This is a genomic window from Nocardia sp. NPDC052001 (assembly GCF_040680615.1).
In the GTDB taxonomy this organism is placed as follows: domain Bacteria; phylum Actinomycetota; class Actinomycetes; order Mycobacteriales; family Mycobacteriaceae; genus Nocardia.
Genome location: NZ_JBFAXC010000007.1, coordinates 183,855 through 197,817 on the forward strand (window position 1 = coordinate 183,855; position 13,963 = coordinate 197,817).

The 13,963-nt window shown below is 68.3% G+C and carries 12 protein-coding genes; 4 read left to right on the top strand and 8 right to left on the bottom strand.

The features are described from left to right. Nucleotides 1–38 precede the first annotated feature (38 nt). The 4 genes from yidC to AB0L82_RS29815 all read right to left on the bottom strand — a co-directional run bounded on the left by yidC (nucleotide 39) and on the right by AB0L82_RS29815 (nucleotide 2,603). Nucleotides 39–806: a membrane protein insertase YidC gene (yidC, locus tag AB0L82_RS29800; RefSeq protein WP_364643356.1), complete on the bottom strand. Its 768-nt coding sequence runs from the start codon at nucleotides 804–806 to the stop codon at nucleotides 39–41. Nucleotides 807–889: 83 nt separating this feature from the next. Further along, the gene (locus AB0L82_RS29805; RefSeq protein ID WP_364643359.1) at nucleotides 890–1,186 is read right to left on the bottom strand and encodes a DUF6412 domain-containing protein; all 297 of its coding nucleotides are present in this window, start codon (nucleotides 1,184–1,186) and stop codon (nucleotides 890–892) included. Between the two features lie 66 nt (nucleotides 1,187–1,252). Further along, a complete protein-coding gene (locus AB0L82_RS29810; protein WP_364643362.1) occupies nucleotides 1,253–1,540 on the bottom strand; it encodes a putative quinol monooxygenase in 288 nt (95 codons plus the stop codon). A 28-nt stretch (nucleotides 1,541–1,568) separates the two neighbouring features. Then, on the bottom strand, nucleotides 1,569–2,603 hold the full coding sequence (locus AB0L82_RS29815; RefSeq protein ID WP_364643365.1) for an aldo/keto reductase: 1,035 nt from the start codon (nucleotides 2,601–2,603) through the stop codon (nucleotides 1,569–1,571). 183 nt (nucleotides 2,604–2,786) lie between these two features. Here AB0L82_RS29815 and AB0L82_RS29820 point away from each other — a divergent pair, with 183 nt between their 5' ends. Both AB0L82_RS29820 and AB0L82_RS29825 read left to right on the top strand, forming a co-directional pair. After that, nucleotides 2,787–4,256 carry an alpha/beta hydrolase gene (locus AB0L82_RS29820; protein WP_364643368.1) on the top strand — a complete coding sequence of 490 codons (1,470 nt, stop codon included), beginning with the start codon at nucleotides 2,787–2,789 and terminating at the stop codon, nucleotides 4,254–4,256. 109 nt (nucleotides 4,257–4,365) lie between these two features. Beyond that, the gene (locus AB0L82_RS29825; RefSeq protein WP_364643371.1) at nucleotides 4,366–5,214 is read left to right on the top strand and encodes a helix-turn-helix transcriptional regulator; all 849 of its coding nucleotides are present in this window, start codon (nucleotides 4,366–4,368) and stop codon (nucleotides 5,212–5,214) included. A gap of 17 nt (nucleotides 5,215–5,231) precedes the next feature. Here AB0L82_RS29825 and AB0L82_RS29830 read toward each other — a convergent pair whose 3' ends face one another. The 3 genes from AB0L82_RS29830 to AB0L82_RS29840 all read right to left on the bottom strand — a co-directional run bounded on the left by AB0L82_RS29830 (nucleotide 5,232) and on the right by AB0L82_RS29840 (nucleotide 8,781). Beyond that, nucleotides 5,232–5,831: a maleylpyruvate isomerase family mycothiol-dependent enzyme gene (locus AB0L82_RS29830; RefSeq protein WP_364643373.1), complete on the bottom strand. Its 600-nt coding sequence runs from the start codon at nucleotides 5,829–5,831 to the stop codon at nucleotides 5,232–5,234. A gap of 172 nt (nucleotides 5,832–6,003) precedes the next feature. Continuing rightward, nucleotides 6,004–7,614 (bottom strand): protein kinase, encoded by a 1,611-nt coding sequence (locus AB0L82_RS29835; RefSeq protein ID WP_364643376.1) that lies wholly within the window; start codon nucleotides 7,612–7,614, stop codon nucleotides 6,004–6,006. A gap of 270 nt (nucleotides 7,615–7,884) precedes the next feature. Continuing rightward, complete coding sequence (locus AB0L82_RS29840) at nucleotides 7,885–8,781, bottom strand: arylamine N-acetyltransferase (RefSeq protein WP_364643379.1); 897 nt, start codon at nucleotides 8,779–8,781, stop codon at nucleotides 7,885–7,887. A 181-nt stretch (nucleotides 8,782–8,962) separates the two neighbouring features. Between AB0L82_RS29840 and AB0L82_RS29845 the strand changes: the two genes are divergently transcribed. After that, on the top strand, nucleotides 8,963–11,452 hold the full coding sequence (locus AB0L82_RS29845) for an FtsX-like permease family protein (RefSeq protein WP_364643382.1): 2,490 nt from the start codon (nucleotides 8,963–8,965) through the stop codon (nucleotides 11,450–11,452). A gap of 54 nt (nucleotides 11,453–11,506) precedes the next feature. On the opposite strand, the gene AB0L82_RS29850 is transcribed toward AB0L82_RS29845, so the two are convergent. Continuing rightward, the gene (locus AB0L82_RS29850; RefSeq protein ID WP_364643385.1) at nucleotides 11,507–12,469 is read right to left on the bottom strand and encodes a prolyl oligopeptidase family serine peptidase; all 963 of its coding nucleotides are present in this window, start codon (nucleotides 12,467–12,469) and stop codon (nucleotides 11,507–11,509) included. A gap of 109 nt (nucleotides 12,470–12,578) precedes the next feature. On the opposite strand from AB0L82_RS29850, the gene AB0L82_RS29855 reads away from it, so the two are divergent. Then, entirely contained in the window at nucleotides 12,579–13,757 is a 1,179-nt protein-coding gene (locus tag AB0L82_RS29855) for a winged helix DNA-binding domain-containing protein (protein WP_364643388.1), read from the top strand. Nucleotides 13,758–13,963 lie beyond the last annotated feature (206 nt).

A 13,963-nucleotide genomic window follows, 5' to 3' on the forward strand; every position in this document is an offset into this window, starting at 1 on the left:
CGGCGCCACCGCTTATCCGCAGGACCGGCACGGCCCGGTTATGGCACCGGGACTTCCGCGTCGAAACGGCGGTAGACCAGATGTTGTTGGGCGAAGGTCCAGGCGTTCTGGGTGACGAAGTAGAGCAGGATCGCGACCGGCATGACGGCGCCGGCGGCGATCGCGCCGAGGGGGAAGACGTACAGGGAGAGGTTGTTGATCAACCGCACCTGCGGGGTCACCTCGGTGCCGATGCGGCGCTGGCGTTCCACGGTGAAGCGGGCGGTGAAATGGGTGGCGACGGCGGCGATGATCATGAGCGGGATGGCCACGGCCGCAACGGAAGTGAACGAGTCACCCGCGTTCATCAGGGTCGAGGCCAAGGGGGCGCTGAAGAGTTTGGCCTGAAGGAACGATTGCACCTGCTCCGGGGAGAAGACGTAGTTCGCGATATTCGGGTTCTGGAATGAGCGGAGTACGTGGTACAGGCCGATGAAGACCAGGGTTTGGCCGACTATCGGGAGGCAGCCCAGGAGCATGTTGACGCCCTTCTCCTCCTGGAGTTTGCGCATCTCCTCGCTCTGCTTCTGCAGATCGCCCGGATGTTTGCGCTTGATCTCCGCGATATGCGGCTGCATTTCGGCCAGGCCCTTGGAGAAGCGCAGCTGGGCCAGGAACGGTTTGATGAGCAGGGCGCGCAGGGTCAGCACCAGGAAGATGATGGCCAGCACCCAGGCCAGGCCGCTCGATGCGCCGAGCACCGCCGCGAAAGCGGTGTGCCACAACCAGAGCACGGCCGATACCGGGTAATAGATGAAGTTGAGCATGGGGGACCTCACTGCGAGGCACCCGCGCACGGGCGCGGGTGGAGCGATTCAGGGCAGCGGTGGACCCGATCGTGCGCGCACGATCAGGCCGGGCACACCCCGGGCGCTCGCGGCCGCGGTCGTCCCGCCGCATCCGGATTGCTCTGTCGCAGAAAGGCTCCCCGCCGCCGTCCGGCCGCCGATTCGGGTGGTCCGGCGTGGACGGCGGTCCGCAGTACCGGGCCGCGCGCCGCGATGAGCGCGGCGGTCAGCGCGACCAGCGCGGCCGCACCCAGTACGAAGAGCGAATTCGGTTCGGCCGCGGCCAGGAAGAGCACGGCCCACGCGGCGACGATCAGGGTGCACACCAGCACCACCGCCGTCTTCATCCGCGTGACCATGCCGTCGACCCTACCCATAGATCGGGCCGGACGCGCCCGCATGTGAGGCGGAAAACCTCGGCGGGGTTATTCGGCGATGAGGCGGCGGATGATCATGGGCTCGGCGAGGATGCCGTCGAGCACGCCCGCGATATGACGAAAATGCGGGGTGGTGAAGTGGTCTTCCAGTGCCTCGGCACCGGTCCACTCCTCGACCACGACCATATGCGCCGGATCGTTGGGGTTGGCGAAGGGCTGATAGCTCAGGCAATCCGGCTCAGCCAGAGACGGTTCGATCATGGCTTCCAGGGCGGTGCGGAGGCGATCCTGATGCTCGGGGAGAGCGCGGAGTTCGGCGACGACGTGCAGGGACATGAGATGTTCCGTTCGTGAGGTGTGGTGATCAGGGGCGGGCGGGGCCGGTGCCCGCGCCGGTGGTGGTGATGGCGGTGGCGATCTCGTCGAGGTCCGCGGGGGTCAGGGCGAGGGTGAGCGCACCGGTCCAGCCGTCGATCTGGGTGGTGCTGCGGGCTCCGACGATCGCGCCGGTGATGCCGGGCCAGGAGGTGACCCAGGCCAGGGCGACCTCGGCGACCGTGACGCCGTGGCGGGCGGCGATCGGGCGCAGGGCGTCGACCAGGGCGAGGTTGGCGAGCAGGCCGGTGGTGAAATCCGGGCTGCCGGAACGCCAATCGTCGGCGGTGAGCTTGCGGTCGGCGGTGAAGGCGCCGGTCAGCAGGCCGGATTGGAGCGGGGAGTAGGCGATCACGCCGGTGGAATGCGCCTGCGCCCAGGCGATTTCGGGAGCGGAGCCGCGGTTGACGGCGGAGAAGGGCGGTTGGATGGCGTCCACGTGGGCGATCGCCTCGGCTCGATCCAGTTCGGCCACATCGTGATTGGACAGTCCGATGGCGCGGACCTTGCCCTCCTTCTTGAGGTCGGCCATGATCTGCCAGTACTCCTCCAGCGGGGTGGGCTGGGCCAGGCTCTCACCCTCGCCGCCGTAGACGAAGACCGCGCCGGTGTCCGGCCAGTGCACCTGGTACAGGTCGATATGGTCGACGCGCAGTCGCCGCAGTGACGATTCCAGTTCGGCGCGAATGGTTTCCGGGCGCATGATGCGGCGCGGCGGGCCCGAGCGGTCGTCGCCTTCCTCCCAGATCAGGCCGGTCTTGGTGAACAGGTACGGGCGATCGGCCTCGGGCAGTTCGGCGAGAGCGCGGCCGACCAGGGTTTCGGCATGGCCGAGACCGTAGGCGGGTGCGGTATCGAGCCAGTTCAGGCCGCTGTCCACGGCGTGCCGGATGGCGGCGATGGATTCGGCGTCATCGGTGGCTCCCCACGAGTACTGCCAGCCGGATCCCGCGACCACCCAGGTGCCGAAGCCGAGCGGGGTGAGGTTCATACCGGTATCGCCGAAGGGACGGGTGTCGCTCATTCGAATCTCCTGACGCTGCCGGATCGGTTCCGGCTGTGAGCACTACTTTTGTCCGCCGCGAGCGGGGTAAACAGTGCCGCGCGAGCCTGGGCACGCGATGACCAGGATGCGACTCGGGAGCCAGGCGGGAACGGCTCCGCAGGGTGATGCGGCCGAGTTCGCAGGGCTCCTAGCGTCGGCCATATGAAGAGCAGTCATCGTGTCGGAGCGCTTGCGGCGCTTGCGATTCTGTCCGTCTCGACGATCGCGGCCTGTCGCACCGCGCCCGCCGCGACCGCACTGGAGTGGCATACCTGTCAGGGTGGTGGTCTGGATCCGAGGCAGGAATGCGGCACTATCTCGGTCCCCCTGGACTACGACCATCCCGAGGGTGAGCAGATCACGCTGGCCGTCTCCAGGATTCGCAGCGCGCATCCGGAGTCGCGGCACGGCGTACTGCTGCTCGTCCCCGGCGGCCCCGGCGGAACGGGACTGGATTTGCCGACCACCTGGGGCGCGAAACTCCCTGCCGCACTGCGTGATACCTATGATCTGGTCAGCTTCGATCCGCGCGGACTCGGCGCGAGCACCACCGCCGATTGCCGGATCGACCGCGCCGATCTGGCGCTGGAGCGGTTCCGCGGCTGGCCGAGCCCGGACGGTGACATCTCGGCGAATATCGCTGTCTCGCAGCGCATCGCGAAAGCCTGCGCGGATAACGGCGGCACCCTGGTGCGCACCATGGGCACCCGCACCGAGGCCCGCGATATGGATCGCATTCGCGCGGCACTGGGCGAGGACCGCATCTCCGCGTGGGGTGAGTCCTACGGCACCTACGCGACCTCGGTCTACGCGACGCTGTTCGGCGGGCGCACCGATCGAATCCTGTTGGACAGCAATGACGATCCCGATCCGGAGCGGGTGGAGCGGACATGGAACGCGAATTACGCGGTGGGCGTGCGGGATCGATTCCCGGATTTCGCGCGCTGGGCGGCCGATGCGGGCAATCCCGATCGCCTGGTCGATACACCGGAGGCCATGCTCGGCGAATTCCTCGGCCTGGCAGCGCGACTCGATCGCGATCCGCTGCCCTGGCCGGGATCGGAGACGGGACGGTTGACCGGCAACGGGCTGCGGCAAGCGCTACTGGACGCGCTCTATCGCGATGCGGCCTTCCCCGCGCTGGCGCGGGTGATTCGCGCCGCGCGAACCTCGGCCACGCTGCCCGATCCGCAGCCCGCGCCGCCCGAACCTCTGCTCCAGCAGCGCACCGCCGTCGCGGTGGGCACCATCTGCAATGATTCCGCGTGGCCGACAAAGCTTTCCGACTATGCCGACGCGGTCATGCGCAGTCGCGCGGAGGATCCGCTCACGGCCGGACTGCCGCAGAATGTCTCCCCGTGCGCGTTCTGGCCCTACCCGCCGGCCGCGAAGACAGTCGTCGACTCGAACGGTCCCGCCAATGTGCTGCTCGTCCAGAATCTGCGGGATGTGGCCACGCCCTACAGCGGCGCGCTCAATCTGCGCGGGGCGTACGGCGACCGCGCCCGCATGATCACCGTCGACGCGGGCGGCCATGGCGCCTACCCCTCGCCGAACGCCTGCGCCAACGCGGCCGTCGAACGCTTCCTGCGCGACGGCACCCGCCCCGATCAGGACCTCACCTGCCGGTGAGCCGCGGCACTCGCTCCCGGCACCGTATGCCGGGTTCGATTCGAGCACGTCGCGAGCCTGGGCACGAGGTGACCAGGAACCAAACTGCCCGGCCCGCGATACTGGACGCATGACCCTGGACCGTCGTGCCGAACTCGGTGAATTCCTGCGCTCGCGCCGGGCTCGGCTGAGCCCGCAGGAGGTGGGGCTGATCGATCACGGCGCGCGGCGACGCGTGCCCGGGCTGCGGCGCGAGGAGCTCGCCCTGCTGGCCGGGGTCAGCGTCGATCACTATGTGCGCCTGGAACAGGGCCGCACGCTGCACTTCTCCGAATCGGTGCTGGACGCGGTGGCGCGGGCGCTGCGCTTGAATCCGGTGGAGCGCGAACATTTCTACCGGCTGGCGCGGCCGTGGTCGGGTGAGGAGCCGCCCGCCGAACAGCAGGTGCGCCCCGGCCTGCGGCGACTACTCGAATCCGCCGCTGATGTGCCCGCGTATATCGTCGGGCGCGGCACCAATGTGCTGGCCTGGAATCGCTTGGCGGCGGCCCTGATCACCGATTTCGCCGCACTGCCGCCGCGCGAGCGGAACCTGGCCCGCCTGGTCTTCCTGGACGAGGGCATGCGCGAACTCTATGCGGACTGGGAGGCCAAGGCCGCCGATGTGGTCGCCTATCTGCGGCTGGACGCCGCCCGCAACCCCGGCGATTCCGGCATCGCCGAATTGATCGCCGACCTATCCGAATCCAGTGCGGAGTTCCGCGAGCTCTGGGACCGGCACGAACTCAAGGACAAGACGCACGGCCGCTACGTCTATCTGCACCCGGTTGTCGGCCGCATCGACCTGGGCTTCGAAACCCTGCGCCTGCCCGATGATCCGGATCAGGGCCTGATCGCGCACACCGTGGCGGAGGACTCCCCCAGCGCCAACGCGCTGCGCCTGCTCGCGAGCCTGACCGCCGAAACCCAGTCGGTCTGATTCGGGCACACCGCGATTCAGGCGCAGCGGGCCCGAAGTTCGCTCACCCCAGCACCTTCGAGGTCATCGAGTGCGACCGTCCGCCCGACCATGGCCAGGGCGAGCGCCTCGCCGGGGCCGCGGACCAACGGCCCGGAGCCCTTCGACCAGTCGACGTCCGTCGCCTCCCAGCGCAGACCCTTCAGATAGCGGCCCGGACCGGCGAACATATCCGGGTTGTCGAGAACGGTGATCAGTCGTTCGGCCGGGACCTCCCGCGCGCGACCGAGCGGACGGCGAATGTCCTGCTGGTGCACAAAGCTGTCCGACAGCGCCGTTTTCGGCATATACCGCGAGAACCAGCCGCGCGGTTCGACCAGTCGATCCACCAGTTCCCCGGTGGGCCGCCCATTGAAGTGTTCGACCAGCGCCTGATTGAGCCGATCGGTGGCGGGATTGCGCAGCCCCAGCAGCGCATAGCTCGGCAGCGATACGGTATCGGTTTGCAAGTGGCTCACCACATCTCGCACCCGCCACCCCGCGCACAGCGACGGTGTCTCCCACTCCTCCGGAGTCAGCGACCGCAGTAGTTCGACCAGTTCCCCGCGCTCATCGATGAGCAGCTGGCGCACGTTCATATCGAAAGGCTAATCACCCCGGGCACATTCGGACAGCCCCTGACGTGCGCATCGCGGCCCTTCGTACCCGCGGCGAACACGGAGCGACGCGGCGATCCGGCCCAGCATTCGCCGTAAACGCACTGCGCCGCACCGGGATTCCGGTGCGGCGCAGGGGTATCGCGGGTAGCGACTACATCTTGGTGTCGCTGTCGATCTTCACATTGCCGCCACCCATATCGATCACGCGGAGCGTCACCGATTTGGTGGAGCTGGAGGTGGAGACGGTGGCCACCGAAATATCCGCCGAGCCATCGGCATTCACGCTGTCGGACCAGCCGCGCGCGCCATTGATGGTGGAGTACCGGGTGATTCGGTTATCGGTCCAGTAGGACTGGAACGCGGACTGGCTGCCGTACACCTGCTGGGCGGCGGGGGTGAGGCGGTTCCAGGCGTCGGCGAAGTTCAGGTAGACGAGGCCGTCGTAGAACTTCTGTACCGCGTCGACACCGTCCTGCACGGTGACCTGTCCGGCGCTCTTGGTCTGGCCGAGCGCGCCGGCGGTGCCCTTGCCGGTGGTGGTCTGCGCGGACGCCTTCGTGGCGCTGGTATCGCCACCGGTGGTGCCCGGGCTGTCCGATCCGCCCGAACTCATCAGGCCGAAGACCACCGCGCCCGCCACGACGACGGCGGCGACCAGGGCCGCGATCACCAGTTTGGTGCGGCGCGGCTGTTCGGGCTCGTCATCGTCCAGATGCGGGGCGAAGGTGGAACGGGTGGGCGGACCGCCGTTGACCGAGGGTCGCGGCGGCGGGGTCTCGAGCAGCTGGGCCTGGCTCATGGCGCCGGTCGGGATATCCGCGTTGGCGGATCCGCGCCGGTCCATCTGCCGGGTATTGCCCCGCTGCGGTGCGGGCCGCGCTCCCGCCGGTTTGGCGGGCGGGGTCAGGGTGCCGCCCTGGCGGCGTGCCGCCATGACGCGGGTGGCCTCGGCATCGGGCCCGATTTCCGCGAACTCCGCCATGATGTCGCGGACCTCGGTCATGCTCGGCCGGTCCTCCGGCTCGAAGCTGAGCAGGGCCAGCAGCAGATCGCTGAGCGGTCCGGCATTGCGCGGCGTGCTGATCTGGCCGTTGGCGGCCGCGTACAGCAGGGCGAGCGGATTCGGGTTGGTGCCGTAGGGCGGTTCGCCTTCGAGCGCGTGGAAAAGCGTTGCGCCCAGGGCGAATACGTCGGCGGCCGGGCTCGGTTCGGCGCCGCGCGCGACCTCGGGTGCGAGGTAGGCGGCGGTACCGGAGATGAGTCCGGTGGCGGTGAGGGTGACATCACCCTTGGCCTTGGAGATGCCGAAGTCGGTGATCTTCACCGCCCCGTTGTCGCCGAGCAGGATGTTGCCGGGCTTGACATCGCGATGCACGATGCCGACCCGGTGCGCGGCGATCAACGCCGACGCGACCTGTTCACCGATGCGCGCGACCTGGGGCAGCGGCAGTGTCCCCTGCGAGGACAGCACCACCGCCAGGCTCTGCGACGGCAGGTACTCCATCACGAGGCATGGATCGCCCTCGTGCTCGGTGATGTCGAACACCACAATGGCGTTGGGATGCTGGAAGCGAGCGGCATTGCGGGCCTCGCGGGCAGCGCGCTGACGCACGATGTCCTTGTCGGCCGCGGACAGGCTCGGCTGGGTGATGATCTGTTTGATCGCCACCGAACGCTCCAGCCGCTCGTCGACGGCTCGCCAGACGACGCCTGTGCCGCCGCTACCAATCCGTTCGACCAGGCGGTAATGCCCTGCGATCACTTGGCCGGTTTCGATGGCACTACTCCGAAATTCTGCGCGATGGTGACTGTGACGACGCGGTTGCCCGCGTGTTTCCCCGCATGAGTGTAGCGGGCGATGGGCAGCACGCCGACGTCAGCGTGAGATATGAGCGAGATCTCGGTGAGATGTACGCCGCACTCGGGTGACGTTTATACGACGGGCCACGTTAAAGTGCTGCTCAGAGCAGTTCGATGACATGACAGCGAATTCTGCCGCACAAGAGTGGATCCCACCGCGTGGGACGGGATTTCAGTCGTTGCGTGTCGCGCCGTCGGTCTCGCGGTGCGCGGCGGGCCATTCGGCACGGGTGAGCCGCATCGCATCGGCCGCGCCGAGTTCGATATCGAACACCTCGGCGAGCACCTTGGGCAGTTCGGTCGCGTCCAATTCGCGAACTTCGCCCGTTCCGTCCGGATAGTCAGTCGTCCAGGTCGTACCGTCGATTTGGTGATGCACCGCATCGGTGAAGCGCTGAATGAACGGCCGCATGGTGAACGGCGAACGCGGTGAGGTCGCGACGAAGTGATTACCGACCGTGAAGTCTGTTCGATACTGCGGATTCGGGCTGAACGTATAGCGATCCAGCCAGCCGTCCCGGCCGAACTGATACAGCGTCCAGAGCTCACCGCCGAGCGCGTCCGCACCGAGCTCGAGCCGGTAACGCCAAGCGCCGAGCGCGAATTCGCCGCGATCGGGGGTCAGCTCGAACGGTTCCAGCGGACCCGAGCCGAAACCGACATCGCAGAGCCAGGCGCGCTCGTCATCGACCGGGCGCACCCGCAGCAGCGCGTGCGTGGCGGGCCGCAATCCACTGGCGCCCATGGTGACTCGGCCGGAGATACCGGTGAATTCGAAGCCCAGGCGTTCGAGCGCGGCGGCGAACAGCAGTACGTTCTCATAGCAGTAACCGCCGCGGCGTTGCCGGATCAGCTTGTCCTGCAACGATTCCAGATCCAGCGGCACACCGCGGCCGAGAATGCTCTCCAGATTCTCGAATGGGATGGTGGTGGTGTGCGCACGGACCAGACCGCGCAGGGTCGCCAGCGTCGGGGTGCGCTCACCGGTGTATCCGATGCGGTTGAGGTACGCGTCGAGATCCAATTCGCCACCGCTCCACAAATAGGACGGATCCACCGGTTTCGTCATCACTGCCTCCGTTTCGATTCACGTTCTTCCGCAGCAACCCCGCACATCACGAAGATGTTCCGGAATCGAGCATTTCCGGCGGGTTTGCGGGGCGGAAACTGGGGTGATCCATATCGGGTTCGTCTGGGACGGTTGTCCGGATTTCGTGGACAGTGCGTTCCGGCGGTCATAGCCTCGGTCCATGATCGCGCTGCTGGATCGGTTGCGGCTGCTCACCATTCGTGAGTTCGCCACCCACTGGGGCCGGACGGTGGCCTCGGTCGTCGTCATGGCGGTGTCCTCGGCGTTCCTGGTGGCGGTGATCGGCATCTCCGGTTCGCTCACCGGATCCATCGCGCAACTGTCATCGGGTGTGGCGGGCAATGCGGCGCTGGAGATCTCGGGCGTCACCGATGCCGGATTCCCGCAGCAGGTGCGCGCGGATGTCGCGGCGGTCCCGGGCGTCACCGCGGCGGTGCCGATGCTGCGCGCGAGTGTGGGACCGGACGACGACCGGCTCCTGCTGCTCGGCGTGGACGCCTCCACCGCAGCGCTGGACAGCGATCTGAAGGATTCGGTCGGAAGTGCGCAGACGGCAGCGCTACTGAGCGTGCCCAATGGCGTCCTGGCCGGACCCGGTGCCGGATTCACGAAAGGCGATGTGATCACCCTGCGTTCGGGCACGGTGACCGTCGCGGCCGTCCTGTCCGGTAAGGAGCAGTCCCGGCTCAATGGCGGCCACTATCTGATCGCACCGCTCCCCCTGGCCCAGCGCGTCACCGGCCGATCCGGACAGCTGGATTCCATCCTGATCATCACCGCACCGGACACCGATGCCGCACAGGTGAATTCGGCGGTCACCAACGCCGTCGCGGGGCGCGCGCTGGTGGGCACGCCCAGCCTGCGCGCCGCGCAGACCAGCGGCGGTGTCGTCATGCTGCGTTTCATCGCGGCCATGGGCGCGGCCATCGCGTTCGTGGTGTCGGCGTTCCTGATCTACAACACCATCGGCATGGCGCTGGCCGGGCGGCGGCCGGTGATCTCCATGCTGCGGGCCATCGGCGGCCGCAAACAGACCATCGTGCGCGATGTGCTGGCCGAGGCCGCGGTGCTCGGTCTGGTGGGCGGGCTGCTCGGCGCGGGTCTCGGGGTTCTCATGGGGCGCTATGCCATCGGTCTGCTGCCGGGCGCGTTCAGTCAGATGATGGAGGCGCGGCTGGAATACCTGTTGCCCTGGTACGCGATTCCGGCCGCGGTGCTGGCGGCCGTGCTCACCAATCTGGCGGCCACCGCGGTCGCGGCCCGGCAGGTGTACCGGGTGTCGCCGGTGGAAGCGCTGGCCCCGGTGGGGGTTTCGCAGGCCGATGCGGTGCCGCTGCGCGCGCGGCTGCTCGCGGGTGCGCTGGCGGCCGGATTGGCGGTGGTGACGGTACTGGTCGTGCGCGCGCACCTCGGTCTTTTCGCCGCTGCCGCACTGGGTTCGGCGCTGGGCGCGGAGATCGCGCTGGCGTTCGCCTGCACCGGTCCGATCGTGTGGCTGACCGGTGCGACGGCGCGGCGGCTGGGGTCCGCGGGCGTGCTGGCCGGGGTGAATGTCGATCGCGCGCCGCGCCGGGTGTGGGCCACGCTCATGACGGTCACCATCGCGGTGGCCATGACCATCACGATCACCGGATCGAACGCGGACGCGGTGCGCTCGGCGCGCGATACCTTCGCCTCCATCGCCGATAACGATGTGTGGGTGAGCGTGACCGCCGAGGATATGGTGCCCACACCGCTGCTGCCGGACGGACTGGCCGAAAAGGTCGCCGCCGTACCCGGGGTCGGACGAGTCACCCAGGGGCAGTTGGCCTTCGCATCCTTCGGCGGGACCAAAGCATTGGTCTACGGGGTAGATCCGGACAGCAATTTCGCCATGGCGCGCGCACTCGACACCGCGACCCGGCAGCGACTGCTCGCCGGTGCGGGAGTCGTGCTGTCCCGGGATCTGGCTCGCGCACTGGGGGTTTCGGCCGGGGACGAGTTGACGGTGCAGACGCCCAGCGGGGAGCGGCGCACGCGGGTGCTGGCGTCGGTATCGTACTTCTCGGCACTGAGCGGTACGGCGTCGATGAGCCTGACGCTGATGCGGGAGTGGTTCGATCGCCCGGGCGCGACCACCCTGCAGATCGATGCCGCGCCCGGCGCGGACAAGGCGCGATTGCTCACGGCCATAAGGCAGGTCGTGCCGCCCGAACTACACGTGTACACCGGCGCGGCGGCGCTGGACGGTGTCAGCCGGGCCATGGAGCAGGGTCTCGTCCTGTCCCGGGTGATGCTGGTCATCGTGGCGTTCATCGCCGCGATGGCGCTGCTCAACACCCTCACGCTGGCGCTGCTGGAGCGCCGCCGCGAATTGGGGATTCTGCGCGCGGTCGGGTCGAGCAGGCGGTTCGCGTTGCGCATGGTGCTGGCCGAGGCCGCGGCCATCGGGCTGATCGGCGCGGCGCTGGGTGTGCTGTTCGGTTTGGCCAACCAGTACCTGTATTCGCTGCTGGCCACCGACATCATGGGTCTGGACGTGCACTTCCGGCCCGGGCCGCCGCTGCTCGTATTCACCGTCGCCGCATTGGCTTTGAGCCTGCTCGGGTCCATTCCGCCCGCCGTCCGCGCGGCCCGGCTCAATATCGTCGAGGCCGTCAGCGCCGACTGATATCGACGCGGGTAGCGCACGCCCACATCGTGCGGTACCGATAGGCACTCGGATTCAGGCGGCGCACTTGGCATTCGGCGGTGCGGGCGGGGCGGTGTTGATCCCGTTGGCGATATCGACGATGTAGTCGCTGCCCCACGGCTCGGAGTTCGCGAGCAATCGTTCCACCACACAACCGGATTCGAAGAAGACCGGGCCGAGGCCGTGCTCCCCCGGCACCACCGCACCGCCCAGATCGCGGCCGCTGAGCACGGTGTACATCGATACCGGCTTCCCGGCGGCCAGGAGCGCGGCCCGCATTTCCAGTCCGGAGCTGTACGGCACCAGCGGATCCGCGGTGCCGTGCAACAGGATTGCCCGGCGCACCCCGATCCGCCCGGCCAGCAGGGACGGTGAGCGCGCCGCGTACGCGGCCGGACAGGTCAGCGGTCCACAGCCGCCCGCATCGCGTTCGATCTCCGGTCGCAGCGCCGGACCGGCGAGCGGGGCCTCGTACCAGGAGATGAAATCGCTTGCCTGGCCGAAGGTGTCGACCCAGTAGTCGTAGGTGCCCGGCGGTGCGTACGCGGCGGCGAGACCGCTGGTCAATCCGCCCTGGCTCCACCCCCACAGCACGGTGCGGCCGATGCCCGGATGCTCACCCCGATACCACTGGGTGGCGGCGACGATGTCCTGCCAGCCCGCCCACACATTCCATTCCCCGGTGCGCCAGCGGCCGTCGGCCGAGCGCTGATCCATGGTCAGCAGCGCGGCTCCGGTGTGCTGTGCGATCGAGGCCATGTACTCGGGGAAGTCGGCGGCGCTGCCCGCGTGCCCGTGCACCGCGACGATCAGATCCCGGATCTCACCGTCGGGTTCGTAGACCCGCCCGGTGGCCGGTTCGCCCTCCACGGTGAGCGTCACCTCGCGCACCCGCACCGGGGTTTCGGCGCCGGCCTCCGGTAATCCGGCCACCATCGCGCCCAGCATCGCGAGCACCACACCGCCGACCAGCCACCGCCGATTCCGACCACCCATCGCGGAATCATCGCACGTCACGGCCGCCGAACTCCGCAGCCCGGCCCCGGTGTCCGGACACCGGGGCCGAGATAAGTCGAATGTCGTACCCGGCGGCTAGGATTCGCCCATGCGTTCGATGAGTGTTGCGGAGCGGCGGGCTCGGGTCGGGGTGCGGCATCGGCTGGCCACGGCCGAGCGTGCCGACGATGTGAACGAGATCGTGCGGTCGCTGGTGGTACTGCACGCCACCGATCCGGCCACGGTGTTCCTCTCGATCGCCGCGCGCAGCCGAGTGCTCGAGCCCGGGCATGTGGAGAAGGCGCTGTACGAGGATCGGACACTGCTGCGCATGCTGGCCATGCGGCGCACCATGTTCGTCGCACCGCTCGAACTGGTTCCCGCGCTCCAGGGTTCGTGCGCGGACGCGCTCGCGCACAAGCAGCGCAAGACCTACGGGCGGCTCATCGATCAGGCCGGGGTGATCGAGGGCGATATCTCCTCCTGGCTAGCCGAGGTGGAAGCCGAAACCCATCAGGCGTTGCTCACCGCCGGTGCCGCCACCGGCGCGCAATTGAGCAAGCTGGTGCCGCGCCTGCGCACCCAGATCGACGCGGCCCCGGGCAAGTCGTATTCCAAGCCGACCAGCATCACCACCTGGATCCTGGTGGTGCTCGGCGCGGAGGGCCGCATCGTGCGCGGACGGCCCAATGGCAGTTGGAGCAGCAGCCAGTACACCTGGGCCCCCATCGAATCCTGGCTGCCCGCGGGCATTCCGGCACTCTCCGCCGAGCAGGCCCGTGTCGAGCTGGTGCGAAAGTGGCTGTACGCCTTCGGCCCCGCCCCGGTGAGCGATATCAAATGGTGGACGGGCTGGACGCTGGGCGAGGTCCGCAAAACCCTCGCGCACATCGATACGGTCGAGGTGGACCTGGACGGCGTAACCGGCCTGGTCCTGGCCGACGATGTCGACCCGGTCCCCACCCCCGACCCCTGGGTGGCCCTGCTGCCCGCCCTCGATCCGACCCCGATGGGCTGGCAGGCCCGCGACTGGTACCTGGGCTCACACGGCCCGGCCCTATTCGACCGCAATGGCAATGTCGGCCCGACCATCTGGTCCGACGGCCGCATCGTCGGCGGCTGGGCCCAGCGCCCCGACGGCGAAATAGTCTGGCGCCTACTGGAAGACATCGGCGCCGAGGCCGAAGCCCGCATCGAGGCCGAAGCCGCGCGCATGACCACCTGGTACGGCGAAGTCCGTCCCATCCCCCGCTTCCGCACCCCACTGGAACGCGAACTCACCACCTGAGCAGACCGGGCCGCCCATCTCGCCCGCCTCCCCGTCATCCCGGCGCGTTTGTGGCCGGGATCCACGCGGCCGACCGAATCCCGTACGGCCGGAATCGTTCTCACCTCGGGGCAATCAGCGGATGCTGGGCGTTCGCACCGGAATTTCCTGGACTTCACCAGGTCGCCGACTGTTAGGGTCTGTTCGTACATCCGCACAGTCCGGGC